22 protein-coding genes and 1 tRNA gene are annotated in these 22,026 nt (G+C 58.8%); 13 read left to right on the top strand and 10 right to left on the bottom strand.

Going from position 1 to position 22,026, the window contains the following annotated elements:
* Nucleotides 1-11: 11 nt before the first annotated feature.
* From ybeY to Q4E11_RS04170, 5 genes are read left to right on the top strand one after another with little or no spacing between them, the layout of a single operon-like run.
* The gene (gene ybeY, locus Q4E11_RS04190) at nt 12-545 is read left to right on the top strand and encodes an rRNA maturation RNase YbeY (protein WP_303163912.1); all 534 of its coding nucleotides are present in this window, start codon (nt 12-14) and stop codon (nt 543-545) included.
* Nucleotides 542-1,870: a hemolysin family protein gene (locus Q4E11_RS04185; RefSeq protein ID WP_303163911.1), complete on the top strand. Its 1,329-nt coding sequence runs from the start codon at nt 542-544 to the stop codon at nt 1,868-1,870. Before ybeY ends, Q4E11_RS04185 begins: the two co-directional genes overlap by 4 nt.
* Nucleotides 1,871-1,892: 22 nt before the next feature.
* Complete coding sequence (gene era, locus Q4E11_RS04180; RefSeq protein ID WP_303163986.1) at nt 1,893-2,816, top strand: GTPase Era; 924 nt, start codon at nt 1,893-1,895, stop codon at nt 2,814-2,816.
* Nucleotides 2,817-2,819: 3 nt separating this feature from the next.
* Complete coding sequence (gene recO, locus Q4E11_RS04175; protein ID WP_303163910.1) at nt 2,820-3,569, top strand: DNA repair protein RecO; 750 nt, start codon at nt 2,820-2,822, stop codon at nt 3,567-3,569.
* 19 nt (nt 3,570-3,588) lie between these two features.
* On the top strand, nt 3,589-4,320 hold the full coding sequence (locus tag Q4E11_RS04170; protein ID WP_303163985.1) for an isoprenyl transferase: 732 nt from the start codon (nt 3,589-3,591) through the stop codon (nt 4,318-4,320).
* A gap of 17 nt (nt 4,321-4,337) precedes the next feature.
* On the opposite strand, the gene Q4E11_RS04165 is transcribed toward Q4E11_RS04170, so the two are convergent.
* Nucleotides 4,338-4,844, bottom strand: coding sequence for a Fur family transcriptional regulator (locus tag Q4E11_RS04165; RefSeq protein WP_368410403.1), 507 nt, complete (start codon nt 4,842-4,844; stop codon nt 4,338-4,340).
* Nucleotides 4,845-5,021: 177 nt separating this feature from the next.
* Here Q4E11_RS04165 and Q4E11_RS04160 point away from each other — a divergent pair, with 177 nt between their 5' ends.
* Genes Q4E11_RS04160 through Q4E11_RS04150 form a run of 3 tightly spaced genes read left to right on the top strand, consistent with a single transcriptional unit; the run spans nt 5,022 to nt 7,380 of the window.
* Nucleotides 5,022-6,407, top strand: coding sequence for a glycine--tRNA ligase (locus tag Q4E11_RS04160; RefSeq protein WP_303163908.1), 1,386 nt, complete (start codon nt 5,022-5,024; stop codon nt 6,405-6,407).
* Nucleotides 6,407-6,976 (top strand): hypothetical protein, encoded by a 570-nt coding sequence (locus tag Q4E11_RS04155; protein ID WP_303163907.1) that lies wholly within the window; start codon nt 6,407-6,409, stop codon nt 6,974-6,976. Before Q4E11_RS04160 ends, Q4E11_RS04155 begins: the two co-directional genes overlap by 1 nt.
* A complete protein-coding gene (locus tag Q4E11_RS04150) occupies nt 6,964-7,380 on the top strand; it encodes a hypothetical protein (protein WP_303163904.1) in 417 nt (138 codons plus the stop codon). Before Q4E11_RS04155 ends, Q4E11_RS04150 begins: the two co-directional genes overlap by 13 nt.
* A 41-nt stretch (nt 7,381-7,421) precedes the next feature.
* Here Q4E11_RS04150 and Q4E11_RS04145 read toward each other — a convergent pair whose 3' ends face one another.
* A complete protein-coding gene (locus Q4E11_RS04145; RefSeq protein ID WP_303163903.1) occupies nt 7,422-9,452 on the bottom strand; it encodes a TPM domain-containing protein in 2,031 nt (676 codons plus the stop codon).
* Nucleotides 9,453-9,480: 28 nt separating this feature from the next.
* Between Q4E11_RS04145 and Q4E11_RS04140 the strand changes: the two genes are divergently transcribed.
* Together Q4E11_RS04140 and Q4E11_RS04135 are read left to right on the top strand one after the other, a co-directional pair.
* Complete coding sequence (locus Q4E11_RS04140) at nt 9,481-10,773, top strand: deoxyguanosinetriphosphate triphosphohydrolase (RefSeq protein WP_303163902.1); 1,293 nt, start codon at nt 9,481-9,483, stop codon at nt 10,771-10,773.
* Between the two features lie 22 nt (nt 10,774-10,795).
* Entirely contained in the window at nt 10,796-11,482 is a 687-nt protein-coding gene (locus tag Q4E11_RS04135; RefSeq protein ID WP_303163901.1) for a GAP family protein, read from the top strand.
* Between the two features lie 28 nt (nt 11,483-11,510).
* Here the strand turns inward: Q4E11_RS04135 and Q4E11_RS04130 are convergent, their stop codons facing one another.
* Entirely contained in the window at nt 11,511-11,972 is a 462-nt protein-coding gene (locus Q4E11_RS04130; protein WP_303163899.1) for a ribonuclease domain-containing protein, read from the bottom strand.
* 122 nt (nt 11,973-12,094) lie between these two features.
* Here Q4E11_RS04130 and dnaG point away from each other — a divergent pair, with 122 nt between their 5' ends.
* The gene (dnaG, locus tag Q4E11_RS04125; protein ID WP_303163897.1) at nt 12,095-14,026 is read left to right on the top strand and encodes a DNA primase; all 1,932 of its coding nucleotides are present in this window, start codon (nt 12,095-12,097) and stop codon (nt 14,024-14,026) included.
* Between the two features lie 11 nt (nt 14,027-14,037).
* On the opposite strand, the gene Q4E11_RS04120 is transcribed toward dnaG, so the two are convergent.
* A complete protein-coding gene (locus tag Q4E11_RS04120; protein ID WP_303163896.1) occupies nt 14,038-14,670 on the bottom strand; it encodes an MBL fold metallo-hydrolase in 633 nt (210 codons plus the stop codon).
* The gene (locus Q4E11_RS04115; RefSeq protein ID WP_303163894.1) at nt 14,667-15,839 is read right to left on the bottom strand and encodes an S-(hydroxymethyl)mycothiol dehydrogenase; all 1,173 of its coding nucleotides are present in this window, start codon (nt 15,837-15,839) and stop codon (nt 14,667-14,669) included. Before Q4E11_RS04115 ends, Q4E11_RS04120 begins: the two co-directional genes overlap by 4 nt.
* A 262-nt stretch (nt 15,840-16,101) precedes the next feature.
* Between Q4E11_RS04115 and Q4E11_RS04110 the strand changes: the two genes are divergently transcribed.
* Nucleotides 16,102-16,176, top strand: a tRNA-Asn gene (locus tag Q4E11_RS04110).
* A 397-nt stretch (nt 16,177-16,573) separates the two neighbouring features.
* Here Q4E11_RS04110 and Q4E11_RS04105 read toward each other — a convergent pair.
* The 5 genes from Q4E11_RS04105 to Q4E11_RS04085 all read right to left on the bottom strand — a co-directional run bounded on the left by Q4E11_RS04105 (nt 16,574) and on the right by Q4E11_RS04085 (nt 21,070).
* Nucleotides 16,574-17,158: a metallophosphoesterase gene (locus tag Q4E11_RS04105; protein ID WP_303163893.1), complete on the bottom strand. Its 585-nt coding sequence runs from the start codon at nt 17,156-17,158 to the stop codon at nt 16,574-16,576.
* Complete coding sequence (locus Q4E11_RS04100; RefSeq protein WP_303163892.1) at nt 17,159-17,863, bottom strand: type 1 glutamine amidotransferase domain-containing protein; 705 nt, start codon at nt 17,861-17,863, stop codon at nt 17,159-17,161.
* A gap of 138 nt (nt 17,864-18,001) precedes the next feature.
* The gene (locus Q4E11_RS04095; protein WP_303163891.1) at nt 18,002-19,522 is read right to left on the bottom strand and encodes an aldehyde dehydrogenase family protein; all 1,521 of its coding nucleotides are present in this window, start codon (nt 19,520-19,522) and stop codon (nt 18,002-18,004) included.
* Nucleotides 19,523-19,631: 109 nt separating this feature from the next.
* A complete protein-coding gene (locus Q4E11_RS04090; RefSeq protein WP_303163890.1) occupies nt 19,632-20,321 on the bottom strand; it encodes a response regulator transcription factor in 690 nt (229 codons plus the stop codon).
* Nucleotides 20,322-20,323: 2 nt separating this feature from the next.
* Nucleotides 20,324-21,070 (bottom strand): sensor histidine kinase, encoded by a 747-nt coding sequence (locus Q4E11_RS04085; protein ID WP_303163889.1) that lies wholly within the window; start codon nt 21,068-21,070, stop codon nt 20,324-20,326.
* 126 nt (nt 21,071-21,196) lie between these two features.
* Between Q4E11_RS04085 and Q4E11_RS04080 the strand changes: the two genes are divergently transcribed.
* Complete coding sequence (locus Q4E11_RS04080) at nt 21,197-21,910, top strand: ABC transporter ATP-binding protein (protein WP_303163887.1); 714 nt, start codon at nt 21,197-21,199, stop codon at nt 21,908-21,910.
* Nucleotides 21,911-22,026 lie beyond the last annotated feature (116 nt).

The following is a 22,026-nucleotide window of genomic DNA, read 5'->3' as shown; positions in this document are numbered from 1 at the left end:
CTGAATTTCACATGAGCATTGAAGTTTTCAACGAGTCAGGTCAGGGCGTCAACGAAGAGTCGCTTATCGACGTTGCCCGCTATGCGCTCAGCCGCATGGACGTGCATCCGGCAGCTGAGCTGAGCATTCATATTGTCGATCTCAAGACAATTGAGGATCTGCACGTGCGCTGGCTGGACCTGCCAGGGCCCACTGATGTCATGAGTTTTCCCATGGATGAGCTCACTCCGGGCTCTGGTCGTCCAGATGCGGCAGATCCGGGCCCAGCCATGCTGGGCGACATCGTACTGTGCCCTGAATTCGCTGCGGGCCAGGCAGAGCGCGCAGGACACCCACTCAGCCACGAGCTGGTGCTGCTGACTGTTCACGGTGTCCTGCACTTGCTGGGCTATGACCATGTCACGGCCGAGGAAGAACGCCAGATGTTCTCCCTGCAAAATGGTCTGCTCGCTGACTGGTACGACGACATCGATCGCCGTGGCGTGACTTTTTCTCCGAAGCCAATTACTCCCAATGCGTTTCCGGAGCGTTCTAACGAGCGATGATTACGTTGGTAGTAATCGCCATTGTGGCGATGGTCTGCGCGGGCGGACTGAACACGGTTGAAACAGCAGTTTCTGCCATCTCCAGGGCGCGAGTGGCGGAGTTGCAGCGCGATGAGGTCGCTGGCGCCACCGCGCTGCTGAAGGTTGTGGAAAATCGTGCCCGTCATGTCAACGTTCTGGTGATTCTGCGCACGCTGTGCGAATCCATCGGGGCGGTGACCATCGCCGCATTGTGCCTGCGGCTTTTTGAGCCAGAGCGATGGGCGATTGTTGCCGCCGTCGCCGTCCTTGCCCTGTTTACCTTCCTGGTCCTCGGCGTGTTTTCCCGCACGATGGGCCGAAAGAATCCGTACTCAATTTCGCTCGGCAGCGCAGTAGTCCTGAGCTTTTTGGCCAAGGTGCTCGGTCCGCTGGAAAAGCTGCTGATTTGGGCCGGCAACATCATCACCCCAGGTGGCGGCTTCCGGGACGGTCCGTTCGCAACGGAAGTTGAGCTGCGTGAGATGGTCGATATCGCGCAGGAGCGCGGCATTGTTGAGCACGATGAACGTCGCATGATTCAGTCTGTGTTCGACCTCGCAGAGACGTCGGCACGCTCTGTGATGGTTCCCCGCCCGGAGATGGTCTGGATCGAGGCCGATAAGCACTGCGGCCAGGCCGTGGCGCTGTGCGTGAAGTCGGGCCACTCGCGCCTGCCGGTTATCGGCGAGAGCGTCGAGGACATCGTTGGTGTCATCTATCTGAAGGACATCGTCCAGGAGACGTACTCGCGTACCGACGGCGGCCGTGGCGTCAGTGTCTCCGAGGTCATGCGCGATTGCGTCTTTGTGCCGGACTCTAAACCGCTGGATGACCTGCTGGATGAGATGCAGCGCAACCGCAACCACATCGCCATTCTCATTGACGAGTACGGCTCGGTGGCAGGCCTGATTTCCATCGAGGACATTTTGGAAGAGATTGTCGGTGAGATTGCCGATGAATACGACGAGGCAGAGCAAGCGCCCATCGAACCGCTGGGCGATGCCGCCTACCGCGTGCAGGCGCGTCTGAGTCTCGGGGAGATCAGCGAGCTTTACGACGAAGCCCACGGGCGTGAAATCATCTTTGATGATGACATCCTGGAAGAGGTCGAAACTGTCTCCGGTTTGCTGGCATATGAGTTGGGACGTGTGCCTTTGCCGGGTTCCCACGTAAACTATGCAGGACTGAAGTTTACCGCTGAGGGTGAGCGTGACCGCCGTGGTCGTATGCGCGTTCGCACCGTGGTGGTGGAGCCGACTGCGGAGTTCTACTCCGAGGAAGAAGAAAACGATGGGCAATCTTGATGACATGCTGGCAGGCGCCGGAATGGGCGGCGAGGCCGACGATTACAGCGCGCCAGAGGGCTTTCGCTCTGGCTTCGTCTCCATTGTGGGACGTCCGAATACTGGTAAGTCCACGCTGACCAACGCTCTGGTCGGGGAGAAAATCGCCATCACTGCTAACCAGCCGGAGACCACGCGTCATCCAGTGCGCGGTGTCGTCCACCGTGATCACTGCCAGATTGTGGTAGTGGACACCCCTGGTCTGCACAAGCCCCGCACGCTGCTCGGTGAGCGTCTCAATGACATGGTGCAGGAGACCTACTCCGACGTTGATTTGGTGGCACTTGTCGTTCCGGCCGATGAGAAGATCGGCCCCGGTGACCGGTGGATTTACGAAAGCGTCGCCAAGAGCTGCAAGAACATCATGGGCATTGTCTCCAAGGTGGACAAGGTCTCCCGTGACACCATCATCGAGCGCCTGATTGAGTTGCAGGAGCTACTCGGCCCTGACGCTGAGCTGGTTCCGCTGTCGTCGAAGTCCGGTGAGAACATCAACACGCTGATTGATGTCATGGCCTCCCAGCTGCCGGAGGGGCCACGGTTGTATCCAACCGATCACATCACTGATGAGGACCGCGATACGCGTATTGCAGAGCTCATTCGTGAAGCCGCACTCGGCGGCCTGCGCGATGAACTGCCGCACTCGGTGGCAGTGCAGGTCGATGAGGTAATTCCCAGCAGGGAGCGCGAGGGCGTGCTCGATGTCCACGCGGTCATCTACGTGGAGCGTCCAGGCCAGAAGGCGATCCTCATGGGGCGTGACGGCAGGCGAATGGGCACGACCATTCACAAGGCTCGCAAGGAATTGATTGCCCTGTTGGGTCAGAATGTCTACCTGGATCTGCGCATTAAGGTGCTCAAGGACTGGCAGTCGGACCCGAAGCAGCTGGGACGTCTGGGGTTCTAAGAATTGGTCGAGCCCTATCGCGACCGCGCGTTGGTCGTGCGCCGCTACGACCTGGGCGAGGCCGACCGCATCATTGTCCTATTCACCCGCGAGCACGGAATTGTCCGTGGAGTCGCCAAGGGCGTCCGCCGCGCCAAGAGTCGCTTCGGCTCCCGGCTGTCTCCCTTCGTTGATGTCGATGTCAACATCTACCCACGCCGTGGGCTGTCCACCATCGCGGGCGCGGATACCGTTCGCACGTGGGCAGCGCCGCTTGTCGACGACTATGCGCGCTACACCTGTGGATGTGCTGTCCTCGACGTGGCTGAACGCATTGTCGGCGAGGAGCAGGTACCGGCTCCTGAACTGTGGGACCTAACAACACAGTCTTTGGACGATATCGCCGCTGGCCGGCATCGCCCCGATTTGCTGTTGACCTCTTACATTCTGCGGGCAATGGCAGAAGCTGGCTGGCAGCCGAGTCTGTTTGAATGCGCAGGTTGCGGCAAAGCTGGGCCGCATCACGCGTTTTCGCCAGCGCTGGGTGGGGCAGTGTGCACCAACTGCAGGCCGCCGGGTGCCGATACGCCACCGACGGAAGTTCTCCATTTGATGTGGCAGTTAGCACATGAAAAGTGGGCGGGCATCGATACGTCGTCAAGCGAATTCGAAGGACGGATGACCACGGCGCGCATTCTGACGGCGAAGTATTTGCAGTACTACCTGGGGCGGCGTGTGCCGGCGCTGGAACACGTCGATGCGTTTTGGCAGTAGATAGTATCGGTGGGGCACAATAGGAGGCGTGTTGAATCCTCCTGTACCACAGCAATTCGTGCCCAATCACATCGCTCTTGTCATGGACGGCAATGGCAGATGGGCCAAGCAGCGCGGGCTCAAGCGCACTGAGGGACATAAGCGCGGCGAGGCCGTGTTGATGGAGTGCGTCGATGCCTGCCTGGAGATGGGCGTGCAACACCTGTCGGCGTACGCGTTTTCCACGGAAAATTGGCGTCGCTCGGCAGATGAGGTGCGCTTCCTGATGGGCTTTAACCGCGATGTTTTGCGCCGTCGTCGTGATGAGTTGGATTCGAAGAACGTCCGCGTGCGGTGGGCTGGCCGTCGTCCGCGCCTGTGGCGCTCGGTGATTAAGGAGCTCGAAATCGCCGAGGAACAGACGAAGGACAATAACGCGCTGACGCTGTATATGTGTGTCAACTACGGCGGTCGCGCTGAGATTGTCGATGCGGCCAAGGAGATTGCGCGCCGCGCGGCAGCGGGTGAGCTCAGTGAATATGACTTGACTGAAAAGACCTTCTCGCAGTTCCTCGATGAGCCAACAATGCCGGATGTGGACCTGTTCCTGCGTCCATCCGGTGAGCAGCGAACCTCGAATTTCCTGCTGTGGCAGTCGGCCTACGCCGAGATGGTGTACCAGGACAAGCTATTCCCTGATTTTGGCCGCGACGACATGCGTGCCGCAGTGGTGGAGTACGCCCAGCGCGACCGTAGGTTCGGCAAGGCGTAAGTTGTAGTCGCTGACTTTTATTTCGCGTCCGCTTTGTGCTGGCAGTTGCCGCAGAGACCAAAGACCTCTGCGGAGTGACCAGTCATACTGAAGCCGTGCTCCTGCGCGAGATCGCGAGCCCACTGCTCAACCGGCCCACCGGTGACCTCGACCGTTTCACCACAATTTGTGCATACCAAGTGATGATGGTGATGATCGCCGCACAGGCGATAGTAGGCCTCACCGGAGGAATTGTGCAGCATGTCCACGACATCGAGTTCCGCCAGTGACTGTAGTGTCCGGTAGACCGTGGTCAATCCAACTTTTTCACCGCGCTCAGTGAGCATTCGGTGGATATCGGCGGCAGTGCGAAAATGTGGATTCTCGCTCATGATTTCCACAACGGCACGTCGTTGACGAGTGTTGCGCTGACCGATGCGCGTGGCAGTCGGCCGAGTTTTGGAGTTTGCACTACTACGAGTTGCACTAGCTTCAGAATTGGAGCCTGTACCAGAATTGTCGTCATGTGTGTGTCCGCCAACCATGACACCGACACTACCCGGTATCGGTTGGACAAGATGCGCTAGAGTATAGGGGAACTTTTTTAACCGGCCATCCAGTCGGTACATTTTTGCTTTTCATCCATCGTTTACTGAGTGTGGAGCTATTGGCGTGGCGCGCAGTAGACGGTGCAAAGCCATTTATAAGGAGTGGTCTAGACCGTGGCACCTAAGTCAGTTGTCGATACCGTCGCCAACCTGTGTAAGCGCAGGGGATTCGTTTACCCGTGTGGTGAAATCTACGGCGGTACACGCTCGGCATGGGATTACGGTCCCCTGGGCGTGGAGCTGAAGGAAAACATCAAGCGCCAGTGGTGGAAGACCTTCGTCACCGGTCGCAAGGATGTCGTCGGCCTCGATTCCTCCATTATTCTGCCGCGCCAGGTCTGGGAAGCATCCGGCCACGTTGCCACCTTCACCGACCCACTGGTGGAGTCGCTGCACACCCACAAGCGCTACCGCGCTGACCACCTGCTGGAGGCCTATGAGGCCAAGCATGGCCACCCGCCGGCCAATGGTCTGGCAGATGTTCCGGATCCGGAGACCGGCCAGCCGGGTAAGTGGACTGAGCCACAGATGTTCTCGGGCCTGATGAAGACCTACCTCGGCCCGGTGGACAATGAGCAGGGTCTGCACTACATGCGCCCGGAGACCGCCCAGGGTATCTTCGTCAACTTCAAGAACGTCATGACCACGGCTCGCATGAAGCCGCCATTTGGTATCGGCCAGACCGGTAAGGCATTCCGCAACGAGATCACCCCAGGTAACTTCATCTTCCGTACTCGCGAGTTCGAGCAGATGGAGATTGAGTACTTCGTTCCGCCGGAGCAGGCAGAGGAGAAGTTCCAGGAGTGGGTCGACGCCTGCTGGAACTGGTTCATCGACCTCGGCGTTAACCCGGAGAACATGCGTCAGTTCGACGTTCCGGAAGATGAGCGCGCTCACTACTCCGCAGCCACCATCGACTTCGAGTACCGCTTCGGCTTCGCCGGAAACGAGTGGGGCGAGCTGATGGGTGTTGCAAACCGCACCGACTACGACCTCGGCTGCCACATCGAGCACTCCAAGGAAGACCTGCGCTACCACGACCAGGTCACCGGCGAGAAGTACATTCCGTACGTCATTGAGCCGTCGTTCGGTCTGACCCGTGCGCTGATGGCCTTCCTGTGCGACGCATACACCGAGGAAGAGGTTCCGAACGCCAAGGGCGGCACCGATACTCGTACCGTGCTGAAGCTGGATCCGCGCCTGTCGCCAGTGAAGGTTGCTGTGCTGCCGCTGTCGAAGAAGGACACCCTGACCCCGACGGCAGAGGCTGTTGCAGACCGTCTGCGCAAGCACTGGTCCATCGATTACGACACCTCTGGCGCTATCGGCCGTCGTTACCGTCGCCAGGACGAGATTGGTACTCCGTACTGCGTAACCGTTGACTTCGACACGCTGGAAGACGATGCCGTGACCGTTCGCGACCGCGACACCATGGAGCAGGAGCGTGTCAAGATTGACGAGCTGGAAGGCTACCTCGCAGCTCGCCTGGTGGGCTGCTAATGGCCGACGAAGTTTTTTGGGAATCCTACAGTCTCGGCGATGTCAGCCAGAAGCACTCTGAGCAGACATGGCCGATTCTGAAGGAAAGCACGGAGATCGGCACGTACATCCGTGATGAACAGGGCGATCGCCTCAACACCCCGGAAGGGGAGTGGGTCATCGACGCCTCGGCTGATCACCGCATCTCCGCCACGCTTCCCGACGGTCGCGTCTTCACCACCGTCGCTTCTGACCGTGACAAGATTTCGCGAGCCAAGCAGCTCTCGGTGACCTTTGGCCCGGAGCGCCCCGCCGCCAAGCTGGTGTGCGAAGGCTCGACGAACTATGTCATCGAAGATGCGAAGACCGGTGACAAGTGGGGCCAGTTTACTGGTGCCTCCCGCGGTGTCCGTCACGCTGAGGTGCAGTTCGACACCGATGAGGGGCGTGCGCTGCCAGAAGAGGAGAAAATCTTCCTGGTCTACAGTGCCCGTCGCGTGCTGGAATCACGCATGGTGTCGACCACCTGGATTCTCACCGTCTGCCTGCTACTGCTCATTGCCTATATGATTTGGGTGTGGATCGCGTAGCAACTATTGCAGATGGAGTCGTCTATGACGACGCAAAAAAGACCCTGTCCGACGGCTGGAGCCGTAAGGATGGGGTCTTGAGTGCTTTCTGGCTTCGTTGTCCGAATGGGCGACAGTGGGAAGTCAAAACCCGGTTTTTCAGCACCAATGTCCTGGTGCTGACAGATCCCGATGAGGAGCATTCATATGTTCTGGTCAACGAGGGCCGTGGCATTCGCACAGTCTTTGATGTTCATCGACCGGGCTATGAGCTGGCGCGCATTATTCGGGAAGATTCGCTGGGACGCTCCATCTTCGGGGTCTACGCCAGGGAGGGAATCCTCAACACTGGTTGTGAAGACTGGCTGATTGCCGCTGCATTGGCGACGTGGTCGGTAGACGGACCCCGCCAAATTCACATTTAAAAGGCTTTTTGAGCCCTGCGGTGAGGGCCCTTAGCAGGCCATTAGAAGCCCATGGTGCTGCCGGAACCACTCGGTCCACCGGAGCCGCCACCGAAGCCACCGCCACCGATGCTGCCGCCGAAACCACTGTTGTTGCTGAGCATGCTGCCGAGCACCATGCCGGCAATCATGGCACCATTGCTGCCGCCGCCACGTCGCTGGTCTTCATAGCGACGAATATCGCGGCGTGCCAAGTTCGCAGACTCCGCCGCCAGCTTGCGCGCACGGCGAGCAAAGGACAGTGCCCGTCGCGGATCATCAGGACCCATCTGGCGAGCGGTATCGTAGGCGCGCTGTGCCTCCGCAAGGCGAGTACGTGCCTCCGCCCCCACAACGCGACGGCGGGTATTGATCAAGTCCGCTGCAGAACGAATATGGTTCTCCGCATCCTGCATGCTGTGCTGCAGAGTAGCGGCGGCCCGAGCATATGAAGCTGCCTTATCACGAGCGGAGTCCAATGCCTCATCCAACAACTCATCAGCATCAGTGAGCCGCGTCCACGACCCCAGCGGATCGGTGTCGCCATTGTTTGCCGCAACACCGAGTGCCTCGCGGCCGGCCTCAATCGCTGCATTGAGACGCTCACGGTCAATCTTGGCACCCTGCGGTGCAGAGATGAGATTAGTGGCCTCATCAATCTCACCGCGGACCTCGGCGACAAGTGCGGACAGACCATTGGTTGCCGCACGGATATTGGTCTCTGCGTGCTCAATGGCCTCGAGCAACTGATTGGCCTGTGTCAATGCAAAGTCAGTGGTCGACAGAGCATCGATAAGACCCGACTGCTGGCCAGCGGGAAGTTTCGCCAGCCGACGAGCGTCACCCATCGCCTGCTCAGCCTGGTTGAGGTGCTCCGTGGCCATATCGATGTTGTCGGTGATAGAGGCCAACATCTGGTCGTCGTAACGCGCGCGCAGACCATCGAGGAGCTCGCTTGCCTGCGGCATGCGGGAGCGGATGTCAACGCTGCGCTGCGTGAGCTTAGAGACGGTGTCTTCCGCATTCATCAGCTCGCGGCGAAGCTTCTGGAAGTTCTCGGCTTCGGCATCGAGCTGATCGTCGGCAACACCACAGGTGGAGACAATCTCCAGCAGGATACTGCGGCGCTCGATTTCGTCCTGCACGGAGCCGTCGTCAAGCTTTTGGCGGAGCATGAACGCGCGCTCAAGAGTCGAGCGGGAGTGCTTCAGCGCGCTGTCGAAGCTGCGTACGCGGTCGGCGCCGAATTCCGCGCGGGCGAGGTCGAGCTCGGTGACGGCCTTGCGAATGGATTCATCGGTACTGACAATCTCATCGTGTGCGAGGACATCCAGCGAGCTGGTGGTCAGCGAATCCAGCGAGGTGATGTCGGCCGGGTTGATATTGCGGCCGCGAGCAATCTCCTCCTCGCTGCGCTTCTTCTTATTTCGACGGCTAATAGCCCAGGTGGCGCCACCGATGGCAGCGGCACCGCCCACGCCGGCACCGAGTGCCCAACCGCCAGCGGAACCATTGCCGCCACCGGCCTTGGTGATGGCTGCTTCGCCCGCAGCAGCCCAGTTGTCATCGGCGAGCAACTGCTCCTGCGCTGCGCTATTAATGCTCTCTGCGGAGCCGGGGAAGGATTCACCGACAAAGGCACTCAAGTTGCGGTCTTCGACAGCGATGACCAACACACCGCGGTTGTTGGCAGCACCGATGCTCTGCCAGGCCTGCTGAGCCCACTGCTGCCCTTGGATGCCGTCGAAGCTCTTGATGTAAAACACTGAGAACAGGAGCCGCTTGTCTTGTTTAAGCTGCTGAATTTGCTCCTGGAGGCGGGCGACTTCATCGTCGTTAAGCACGCCAGCGAGATCCTCAACATCGCCGGAGACATCCGTCGGTGCCTCGGCGCGTGCGGCGGGGACCGACGGTGCGAGTGCCCGCAGCGAGGACGGGGCCTCAGCGGGGAGCTGTGTTGGGGTAACAGCGGTGATGAGCGGCATGCTCAGACCGAGGAAAACCCCGGACGCAGCTAAGCAAAGCGGGCGAAACACGCGATTCCTGTCAGACATATCCTCCAGGATACGTAACAATAATTACGTGGCTGGTACATTTTCGTATTCATCTTATGAACTCGCCCGGATTGTGGAGGAGTCTCCGAAACAATCCCTGCTGCCCGGAGTGGAATCTCTGGAATCACATCGCGCGGCGTTTTCACGGGATCGGGCGCGCGTTCTGCATTCGGCAGCGCTGCGCCGACTGGCCGATAAGACGCAGGTCGTGGGACCTGGCGAAGGAGATACGCCACGCACCCGTTTGACGCACTCATTGGAGGTCGCGCAGATTTCGCGCGGAATTGCCGGTGAGCTGGGCGCTGACCAGGATTTGGCGGAGCTCGCAGGGCTGACCCACGACATTGGCCATCCGCCGTATGGTCACAATGGCGAGCGCGCGCTCAATGAGATCGCCGCTGGCTGTGGTGGTTTTGAAGGCAATGCGCAGACGCTGCGTATTCTCACCCGGCTAGAGCCGAAGGTGCTGGACGGCACAGGCGAGCCCTGCGGGCTGAATCTGACGCGTGCGGCTCTGGATGCTGCGTGTAAGTACCCGTGGACAGCTGTTGGTCCGGACGGGCAGCGCCGCCACAAGTACGGTGCTTACCAGGAAGACGCTGCGATTTTGCAGTGGATTCGCCAAGGCGTGCCGCATGGCAAGCAGTGCCTGGAGGCGCAGATTATGGACTGGGCCGATGATGTCGCCTACTCCGTCCACGATGTGGAAGATGGCATTGTTTCCGGCCGCATTGATCTCGGTGTTCTGTGGGATACCGTTGAGCTCGCCGCACTTGCTGACAAGGGTGCCGCCGCCTTCGGCGGAGATCCCGCAGAACTTGTCGAGGCCGCCGGCCGCCTGGCCAGCTTGCCCGTTGTCGCCACCGCTGCCTCCTACGACGGTTCCCTGCGCGCCATGGTCGCCTTGAAACGCATGACATCCGAACTGGTCGGCCGCTTCGTCACCGCCTCCGTCGCGGGCACACGTGCTGCCTCCGGATCCTCGCTTCCGCTCGGGCGTTACGACGCAGACCTCGCCGTGCCCGCCTCCATCCTGGCAGAGGTCACCATGCTGAAAACCATTGCCGTGCTCTATGTCATGGACCTGCCGCGGCATATCCGTCGGCAGGAACGAGAACGTGACCGCTTGTTCCGAGTGGCCGAATACCTGCAGGTGGGCGCGCCGGGCACGCTAGATCCGATGTTCCAGTGGATGTACAACCGCGCGGATTCCGATGCGGGTCGGCTGCGTGTCATTGTCGACCAGCTGGCATCGATGACGGAGTCGCGTGTGGCGCGGCTTGACCGTCATATTGCCGGTGTGTCGGCATCGTGGGGATAAGTAGCGTCGAGGGTAATTAAACATGGATTACCTAGTACTGACGGGCCTGGCATTAATTGATGGCATCAGCGTTGGAACACTACTGATTCCCATGGTCCTGTTGATTGTCTGGCGCAAGATGCGGCTTGCGCCGTTTGCCACCTATCTGACCACCATCACGCTGGCATATTTTGGTATCGGTGTGGCGCTCTACGTTGGCATGCGAGAGGTCTTCCACATCATCGGTGGCGCTACATCCTCACCATGGTTTTGCTGGGCCATGCTCGCCATGGGCATTTTGCTGCTGCTCTATGGCATTTTCTCGCCGACACCGAAAGAGCGCACCATCGAGGAAATCGTCTCAGAACGCTCGAAGGAGGCGGCCAAAAGTTCTGCTGGCAGTCTGGCGATGATTGGCCTGGCGCTTGGCGCCGCACTTATTGAGGCAGCCTCCATGCTGCCGTACATCGCAGCTGTCGGAATCATTGAAACACTGTCAATTCCAGTGGCAATGCATCTGATGGTACTGGCCATCTACTGCTTGGTGATGATCCTGCCCGCAATCCTGGTCGGTGTTTTCTTCATGGCTTACGGTGACCGCGCTTTCGAGCGGACGGTCAAACTCATGCCGATGCTGGAATACCGAACAAAGATTGCAGTGCTGTGGATTGCCGCCTTGGTCGGTGCGTACATGATTGTGCACAGTCTGGTGCTGCTCGGAGTGCTCTAGCAGCGAGGACTACCACTAAAGCCGCGGGTTAGTCCTCAGCGTCGGGAATGGAGCAGAAGCTCTCGTAGTGGTCATCGGTGTAGTACCAAACATCGGGATCGTTTTCCGTGCCACCACCGACAACGATGCGGCGGGCACCGCGGCTGGAATCCCCCGGTGTGACCACAGTGTATTCGCGGTAATAGTCACCGCTTTGTCTCGGCAAGCGGCCCTCATAATTACCGAAGTGCTTGCCGTCGTGCGTGGCATAGAGATGATCCTGGTCAGTCAGGATTCGATCGATGACCTCATCGGCTTCCTCTGGCAGCGTATCGACGGCACAGGTGTCGCCAGAGGTGCTGGTGGTAGTCGCAGTTGAGTCAGGGGTGTCGGGGCTGCCAGCACCATTCGAATCGCCGCTGTCGCCTCCGGCATCGAGACCGAAATAACTACCAGCCAACACCAGGGCGGCAGCGCCAATGCCGCCTGCAATCTTCTTCCACTCAGCCATGGCCTGTATTTTTCCACATCGGCCACTGGTGGCACGTTATGGGCTGGTGCGAGGGGCAACCGTCGTAAAGCGAAAATGCGATGCCCAAAGCCCGATTGGACGGGTTGGGTAAGGTTATTTTCATGGCTAGGGGAAGAATTCCGGACTCCGATATCGCGGCAATCCGCGAGCGGACTCCGATTGAGGAGATCGTTGCGGAATACGTGAACCTCAAACCGGCGGGTGCGGACTCGCTGAAGGGGCTGTCGCCGTTTAAGGACGAGCGCACGCCGTCATTTCACGTGCGTCCCAATCACGGCTACTACCACTGCTTTTCCACCGGCAAGGGCGGCGATGTCTTCAGCTTCTTAATGGAAATGGAGCACCTGTCATTCCCGGAGGCCGTCGAGGCATGTGCGGAAAAGATTGGCTACCACATCAACTATGAAGGCGGTGGCACGGGGCGTCGGGAAGAGCCCGGAACCAGGCAGCGCCTAATCGCCGCCAACCGTGAGGCGCAGAAGTTCTACCGCCAGCAGTTTTCCACGCCCGAGGCAGCGCCCGCGCGTGAGTTTTTGGAAAATCGCGGCTTCACCGCCGAGCATGCGGAACAGTTCGGCTGCGGCTACTCGCCGGCAGGCTGGGACACCCTGACCAAGCACCTGCAGCGCCTGGGCTTTAGTTTCGAGGAGCTGGACAAGGCGGGCCTTTCCAAGATGGGGCGCATGGGGCCGATCGACCGGTTCCACCGCCGCCTTATGTGGCCGATTCGCAATATGTCCGGCGATGTCATCGGCTTCGGTGCGCGCAAACTTTTTGACGATGACAACCTGGGCAAATACATGAACACGCCCGAGACCATGCTGTACAAGAAGTCGAAGGTACTTTTCGGCCTTGACCTGGCCAAGAAGGATATTGCGGCGGGGCACCAGGCGGTCATCGTCGAGGGCTACACCGACGTGATGGCCATGCACGCCTCAGGCGTGACCACAGCCGTCGCCTCCTGTGGTACCGCGTTTGGCGAAGAGCACCTGCAGTTGCTGCGTCGTCTCATGCTCGACGACAACTTCTTCCGCGGCGAGCTCATCTATACCTTCGACGGCGATGAGGCGGGGCAGAAGGCCGCCATGCGCGCCTTCGAGGGCGAGCAGAACTTCACCGGTCAGTCCTACGTCGCCGTCGCACCCGACGGCATGGATCCGTGCGATTTGCGCCAGAAGAAGGGCGAGGCCGCAGTGCGCGATCTTGTCGCTTCACGACGGCCATTGGTGGAATTTGTCTTGCGCACACTTCTGGCTGACTACGATCTGACCACGGCCAATGGCAGAGTCTCCGGTATCCGTCGCGTGGTTCCGGTCCTGGCACAGCTCAAAGATGCCGCGCTGCGTGATGAGTACGCCCGCGAAGTCGCAGGCTGGATTGGCTGGAACGACGAGGCCGAACTGGTGCAGCGCGTTCGCGAGGAGGCCAGCCGTCCGAAACAGGAAAAGCGCACGTCCTATCAGCGTCGCCAGGAGGAGGCCCGTGCCCGTGCGGAAGCTGAGGAAGCACGTCGTCGGCACAATCCGGCGCTGCCGTATCCGAATCCTCGCGATCCGGTGCTCTACGCTCAGCGGGAGGCACTGAAGCTCGCAATCCAGGAGCCAGCCACGACAGGCCCGGTCTTTGATGCATTGGCACCGGAGACCTTTGGGCACCCGACGTACCGCGCGGTATTCGATGCCATCATGGCCGCCGGTGGCGCATGTGGTGAAGCGGCCGCGCAGCCGCATGGATGGGCGACCGCAATTATGGATCAGGCGCGGGCAGACGTCGTCAAGCATCTCGTAACTGAGCTGGGCGTGGAACAGATTGCCGTGGATGCGGAGGCGCTGCGCCCGTATGCACAGGCGATTTTGGCACGTTTGCAGGAGGTCTGGGTGGGCGACCAGATTGCGCAGCTGAAAGCGATGCTGTCGCGGATGCGCCCGGCTGACGACGAAACCGCCTACCGCTCGCTGTTCGCGGACTTGCTCGCGATGGAGCAGTACCGCCGCGAACTGCAGGCGGAGGCGGTCAAGGTCGTGTTTGAGTAGCGGCTACCAGGCTAGTAGCCGCGGCGGATCCACTCCTCCAAGTGCGGAGCCTCGCGGCCGATTGTGGTGTGGTCACCATGACCGGTGCGCACAGTGGTTTCCGCAGGCAGAGTCAGCAGATTGTCGCGGATGGAGTTAATAATCGTGTCGAAGTCCGAGTAGGATCGCCCCGTTGCTCCCGGTCCGCCGGAAAACAGCGTGTCACCGGAGAACAGCTCTGCGGCCTCCGGGACGTACAGACAGCACGAACCAGGGGAGTGGCCCGGCGTATTGATAATGACAACCTCCGTGCCCGCAATCTCCAGCCGTTGCCCATGCGCGAGGTCCTCATGTGCCAAATCCGGCCAGGACTGCTCCCACAGCATCTGGTCACCCGGATGTACCAGCAGGGGAGCATCGAGCTTTTCCTGCAGCTCAGGTGCCACCGTGATGTGGTCATTGTGCGCGTGCGTGCATACGATTGCCTTGACCTTGCGGCCATCTACGGCATCGATAATTGGCTGCGCCTCATGGGCGGCATCGATGACAATGACCTCGCGGTCATCACCGAGCACCCACACATTGTTGTCGACATCCCACGTGCCACCGTCCAGCGAAAACGTGCCAGACGTGACAACGTGGTCAACCCTCAATTCCTTGTTCACAGCGTCACCACCGATCGCAGAACCTTACCGGCCTTCATCGTCTCGAAGGCCTCATCCACGTCCTCAATACCGATGCGCTCAGAGACAAAATCTGCCAGCGGCAGGCGATCCTGCAAATACAGGTCCACCAGCATTGGGAAGTCACTCTCTGGCAGGCAATCGCCGTACCAGGAGGACTTCAGCGCACCGCCACGGCTAAAGACATCTGCCAGCGGAATATCCAACTGCATCGTCGGGGCCGGCACACCGACCAGCACCACGCGACCAGCCAGGTCACGCGCGTAAAACGCCTGCTTGTAGGTCTCCGGACGGCCGACCGCCTCAATCACAACGTCCGCGCCGAAGCCACCGGTCAGCTCACGCACACGCTTGACGACGGGATCGGCTTCACCGGTGCTCTTATCGGTCTTCGCCAGCTCCGCGGAGTTAATGGTCTCGGTTGCGCCGAACTTCTTCGCGGTTTCCAGCTTCTCATCCGAGATATCAATAGCGATAATCGTGCTTGCGCCAGCCAGCTTGGCTCCGGCAATGGCTGCGGTGCCAACGCCGCCGCAGCCGATAACAGCCACAGACTCACCGCGTTTGACGTCACCGGTGTTGATGGCCGCACCAATGCCCGCCATGACACCGCAGCCGAGCAGGCCGGCCACGGCTGGGTCCGCATCCTTATCGACCTTGGTGCACTGTCCCTCGTGGACAAGGGTGGCATCCGCAAATGCGCCGATTCCCAGGGCTGGGGTGAGGACGGTGCCGTCGGCAAGCGTCATCGGCTTGGAGGCGTTGAAGGTGCTAAAGCAGTACTGCGGTTCACCGCGCTTGCAGGCGCGGCATTCGCCGCAGACGGCGCGCCAGTTGAGGATGACGAAATCGCCGACGGCAACGTGTGTGACATCCTCGCCGACCTCGGAGACCACGCCTGCGGCCTCGTGGCCGAGGAAGAACGGGTACTCGTCGGTGATGTCGCCGTCACGGTAAGCCAGGTCGGTGTGGCAGACACCGCAGGCTTGGATGTCAACGATGACATCGTTTGGGCCCGGGGTAGGAATGTGGATTTCGGCTAGCTCTACAGGCGCGCCCTTTTCGCGGGCGATGACGCCGCGCACGATGCGTGCTGTGTTCTCAGCTGCAGTGTTTTCGGTTCGCTCAGCTTGCTCATTTTGCTCAGACATATGCCCCATCGTAGAAAGGCTGCTACATAACTGCATGATGGAAAAGGTTTTCAATTGTGGGCCTGTGTGTGCTTGTAGGCGGTTGGGTGGACTGCGGGGCCGATGAACTCACAGTCATGTCATGAAGCATGGGTAGAAGATGTCTAAATTCACCTTTGACCTGGCGATTTGTGACTTTCAGGGGGTCTGGGTAAAGTATCTATCCGTCGCAGGGGAACGGCGCAGCCGGGGTTCGGTTGAGTCGCTCTTAGGCGGTGGATATTCCTCCATAGCTCAATGGCAGAGCATTCGACTGTTAATCGAAGGGTTGCTGGTTCGAGTCCAGCTGGAGGAGCCAAAGTACCAGGTCAGAGAGATTTCTCTGGCCTGGTTTTTTGTATCTTGGCATCTTAGCATCTTAGCTCGAGTGCCGAATTGGGATATGCACTGTATCGCCCGCTATTGCTATGTGTGTGGGGGCGAGGCCATTGTTGCAGCGCAGTAGCTCACCACATGTGGCTTGAAAATGACGTATGGCTCGACACTAACGTTTGGCTCAGTATACGCGACCATATGTACACATTTGAGCCATAGGTCACTTTTCAGCCATAAGTGGTCTGGCGAGGGAATAGGTGGTCTGGCGCAGGGTAGCCCGGACTAGCCAGTACCTGGGTGCCTCTAGGGGGGGCTGTGGGTTTCCCCTCCTAGAGCGCAAGTGACGCAAACAGGCTGGGGCGCTGGAGCCGTCGTAAAGCTTAGGCCTGATCCATCAGGTCCCAGAGTTTCGAACTGTGAATAATGTGCAGGTCGTGAGCCTCTGGGGCGACATTGACGTGGCCCGGCATGAGTGCCACGGGCGAATGCGTGTGGCCGTGGACGATGCCAGTCCAGCGATTGGCATGCGGAGCCCAGCGGACGGCGTTCTTGGACGCGGTCCGATCCATGAGCGCGGGGTAGTGATTGAACAGGTAGGCGTTTTTGCCGCGCTTGATTTGGAGATTCAGGCTGATGAGGTCGAAGACACTTTGATAGGCGCTTATCCATTCCATCTGCACTGCAGGCTGGAACTTGGGGTGAATCTGATCGTGGTTTCCCGGAGTCAGAATCATGGTGAGGTTGCGGGCGGCCTTGACCTCAGCCAGCTTTTCCAGCGCGTAGGCATCTTTGTGAACCGAAATATCGCCAAGACAGATAAAGGTAGAGCCGTTTGGCAGGTCGTGGAGCTGGCGGAGAATGATCTCATCATGTTCGTCCGTGGTCTTGAAACCACGGAGCTCAGAGACCAGCGGATGGCCTAGATGCAGGTCGCTGGAGATATAGAAATCTTCTTGATTAAACACTTACTTGCCCTTGACGGCCTCAACAATGGTCTCAGCCAGCTTCTTGGACGACTGCGGGTTCTGGCCAGAGTACAGGTTGCCGTCGACGACAACGTGCGAGGTAAACGGCAGGCCCTTGGAGTAGTCCATGCCCATGCGCTCGAGCTCCTCCTCCAGGAACCACTTGGCCTTACGACCGAAGGACTGCAGCTTCTCTTCGCGGGTGGAGAAGCTGGTGACCTTGCGACCAGAGAAAGGCGATTTACCGTTCTCATCAACCGTGGCCAGCAGAGAGGCTGGGGAGTGGCAGAGCACGCCGACAATCTTATCGCTGGTCAGGAAGGTATTGAGAATGCTGCCCGAAGTTTTGTCCTGAGCCAGGTCCTCCATCGGTCCGTGGCCGCCAGGGTAGAAGACAATGTCGTAATCATCCGGGTTGACATCAGCCAGAGCTAGCGGGTGTGAGAGCTCCTCGTCGAGCTCCTTCAGACGCTTGCGCATGGCCTTTGCAGCGTTCGGCATGACACCACTGGTGACTTTCATGCTGTTTTCATCAAGAGTCGGGCGGACACCACCCGGGGTGGCGAAATCAACGTCGAAGCCGGCATCTTCAAAAATGTCGTGCGGAGTAATGAGCTCCTCGGCCCAAAAACCGGTTGGGTGCTTCGTGCCATCGTTGAGAGTCCAGTGAGCAGAACCGCTGACGACCATGAGTACCTTTGTCATTTTTCACCTTCCGATGAAGCGTAAGTGTCGTTACGGTTATCGCAACGACACTCCGCGGGCAACTATTCCGAGGCACCTGGTGGGAAGCTCATATTTGACTGTTAACGCACTGGTATTTAAGTACCCAACACCAGGAAATTAGAACAGTCCGGTCGGATTTTCGTCATAAGAGACGAGCATGCACTTTGTCTCCTGGTAATGATCGAGCATCATGAGGTGATTTTCGCGGCCAATGCCAGACTGCTTGTAGCCACCAAATGCTGCGTGAGCTGGGTAGCTGTGGTAGTTATTCACCCACACGCGACCGGCCTGAATGCCCCGGGCAGCGCGGTAAGCATTGTTCTGGTTGCGGCTCCAGACGCCAGCGCCCAAACCGTAGATCGTGTCATTGGCGATATCGAGGGCTTCATCCAATGTCTTGAAAGTGGTCACAGCCAACACTGGGCCGAAGATTTCCTCCTGGAAGAAGCGCATCGAGTTATCGCCCTTGAAGATAGTCGGCTCAATGTAGTACCCACCCTCAAGGCCGTCGATATTGGCAACATTTCCGCCTGTCAACACCTCTGCGCCCTCCTTCGGGCCCGAGGCCAGATAGCCGGTGATTTTATCCATCTGTTCCTGCGAAGACTGTGCGCCCATTTGCACCGATGTGTCCAATGGATTGCCGGTACGAATTTTCTTTACTCGATCAACTGCGAGCTTTAAGAATTCATCGGCAATATCCTCATGAACCAGTGCGCGTGATGGGCATGTGCACACCTCGCCCTGATTGAGGGCGAACATCGCCAGGCCTTCGATGCACTTTTCACGGAACGCATCATTAGTGTCCATCACGTCGGGGAAGAAGATTGACGGTGACTTGCCGCCGAGCTCGAGGGTGACCGGAATAATCTTGTCCGATACCGCCTTATTAATAACCTGGCCAACAGCAGTTGAGCCAGTAAATGCGATCTTGGAGATACGGTTACTTGCGGTCAAGGCAGCACCGGCTTCCGTTCCAAGACCGTTGACGATGTTCAGTACACCGTCGGGAAGCAAATCGGCGATTAGCTCGACGAGCATGAGAATCGATGCCGGTGTCTGCTCGGCCGGCTTCAGGACGATGCAATTGCCGGCAGCGAGGGCAGGGGCAATTTTCCATGCGGCCATGAGCAACGGGAAGTTCCACGGAATGATTTGCCCGACGACACCGAGTGGTTCATGAAAGTGGTAGGCCACAGTGTTGTCGTCGATTTGTGAAATCCGCCCTTCCTGAGTGCGGACGACTCCTGCGAAATAGCGGAAGTGGTCAATCGCCAGCGGAATATCGGCGGCGAGCGTTTCGCGGATGGCCTTGCCGTTTTCCCAGGTTTCGGCGACGGCAATTTTCTCTAGATTTTCCTCGAGGCGATCCGCGATGCGGAGCAGAATTGTGCCACGCTCAGCGGTAGGAACCTTCGCCCACGCATCCTTTGCTCGGTGTGCGGCATCGAGAGCGAGCTCGATGTCCTTCTCGTTTGAGCGTGGGACGCGGCAAAAGACTTCGCCCGTGATTGGTGTGCGGTTTTCCATGTACTGGCCGTCGACCGGTGGGGTCCAGGTGCCGCCGATGAAGTTTTCGTACTGCTCTTTGTACGTGAAAATTGAGTCTGAGGTGCCGGGATTCGCATAGACAGCCATGTCGACGAGTCCTTTCGTTGTGTGAACAATAAGTTCCTTCAACGATAGTCTGTGATTCGCATCACTGTCTATGCTCTTTTTGTAACTAAAGGTAGGGCGGTCTAATTCCCTAAATCTGCCCCGTCGTCGCAGTGAGAAACTCCAAAATTGCGCGCACGCGGCGGTTTTCCTCGCCGGGCTCAAGGTGGAGTTTCACAAAAATATTGGACACGTGCTTCGCCACCGCCGCACCGGAAAGCACCAGCTCATCGGCAATCTGGGAATTCGATTTACCTCGCGCCATCAGCTCCAGGACTTCGCGCTCACGAGCAGTCAGGCTCGCAAGCCCAGACTTGCCCGACTGCATCAACGCCGTCGCGACCTCCGGGTCAATGACCACGCCACCGCCGGCCACAACTTCCAAAGACCCCAGAAAGTCCAGCACCTGACCAATGCGATCTTTCAGTAAATACCCGGTGCCACCGCCAGCCTCGGCGCCATCCGCGCGGTCTCGCGAAAACAGCTCCCGCGCATACGCCGGCGCCACATACTGCGACAGCACCATCACATTGAGCTGCGGATAGCGCTCCCGCAATTCCACGGCCGCGCGCAGCCCGTCATCGCTCATTTTCGGAGGCATGCGTACGTCTGTAATCACCACATCAGGCAGCTCGCCGGTGGCATCGAAACGATCATCAATGTCCGCCACCAGGCCGTGGGCAGTGTCAACCTTGGAAATGACGTCATGCCCACGCTTTTCGACGATCCCCGCGACCCCTTCCCGGAGGAGTGCTGAGTCATCCGCAATGACAATTTTCATCTCTAATCACCGATTCCCGATTCTCCGCGATTAAGTAACAAAGGAATGCGCGCCACGACCTGGGTCGGGCCGCCGACAGGGGAGTGCAGCGTCATTTCGCCGTCAAATGCCGCTAATCGTTCTTTCATCCCTTTTAGCCCGCGGCCCAAAACAGCGCCGCCGAGTCCCTGGTCAGTAATTGAAATATTTAATGTCTGATCGGATGTAAGAAGCACTGAAACCGGGGCATTCGGTGCATATTTGGCCGCATTGGTCAATACTTCAGCACAGAAAAAATATGCTGACGCCAGGACGCTTTCATTCAATTCCGGCAATGGATATGGCGTGTGCACAACCACATGCGGACCGTATCCTTCCGCGATTTCCTCCACTGCCTCCTGGAGACCGCGGTCACGTAAAACCTGCGGGTGGATACCGTGAACAGTCCGTCGTAAAGCACGTAAGCCATCGTCGAGATGCTGGCGGGTTTCTGCCAATAACCGCAGCAATTCCTCGTTATTTATGTCGGCGGCCTCTAACTCCGCCAGTCCCAATTTCATCGACGCCGCAACAATGTATTGTTGTGCTCCGTCGTGGAGGTCATTTTCAATTCGGCGACGTTCAATTTCGAAGGCTTCGGCAATTGTGCGTCGTGAAGCGGTAAGTTCAGCGATGCGAGCGGCGGCAGATTCCTCGTAACTGTAATCCTGTGCCTTTTGACGCCCCATCACGGCCGCCATAGCCTTGCGGAAATTGTCCTTCATCCCCATAGTTTCCCATGGTAGAAAAGCAACGATGGCACGGCACTATTTCGCGGCAAAGGTAGTGCTAGCACTACCACAAGAGCAATGTCGACACTGTGTTGAAAAAGCGCTCGGACGAGTGAAATGAGAGTCATGAGAGAGAACAACAGCGAAAATGCACGACTCCGCATTCGTGACATCACCAAGTCCTACAATTCCGCACCTGTTCTGACTGGCATTTCGTTGAATATCGAAGCCGGTGAGACCGTCGCTGTGATGGGGCCGTCCGGCTCGGGTAAGTCCACGCTGCTGCACTGCATGTCGGGCGTGCTCCCGCCTGATGACGGCGAGGTGCTTTTGGGGAGCACGCGCGTCGATAAGCTTTCCGACGCCGATCGCTCCGCCCTCCGCCTGAATCACTTCGGCTTCGTCTTCCAGGACGGCCAGCTCCTGCCCGAGCTCACTGCCAGGGAAAACGTCGCATTACCAATGATCCTGCAGGGAAAGAAACGCTCAAAGTCATTATCGCTTGCCGACGATGTGCTGAGCCGCCTTGGCCTGAAGGATTTGACACGTCGTCGCCCCGGCGAGATGTCGGGCGGCCAAGCGCAGCGCGTGGCCATTGCCCGCGCGATGGCAGGGGAGCCGGATGTGATCTTTGCCGATGAGCCAACCGGCGCGTTGGATCAAGCGACCGGCCATGAGGTCATGCAACAGATGACCGCAGTGGTGGAACAGGCTGGCACCACGTTGGTCATGGTCACTCACGATGTAAAGGTGGCTGCCTGGTGTCGTCGGCGCGTTGAAATTCGCGACGGCCTCATCCACGATGACCGCCTGCTGTCTGGAACGGAGGCAAACAAGTGACCACCGCGAAACAATCGGTGAACCTACGGCGAATTCCGACCAGTGCACTTGTGGACCTCAGCACGAGACTCCAGCGCGCCGGGCGAGACAGTGGCTCAGGAAATGGCTGGCTGTCA

The organism is Corynebacterium sp. (assembly GCF_030532195.1).
Taxonomy (GTDB): Bacteria; Actinomycetota; Actinomycetes; order Mycobacteriales; family Mycobacteriaceae; genus Corynebacterium.
This window is presented reverse-complemented; position numbering and strand designations above follow the sequence as displayed.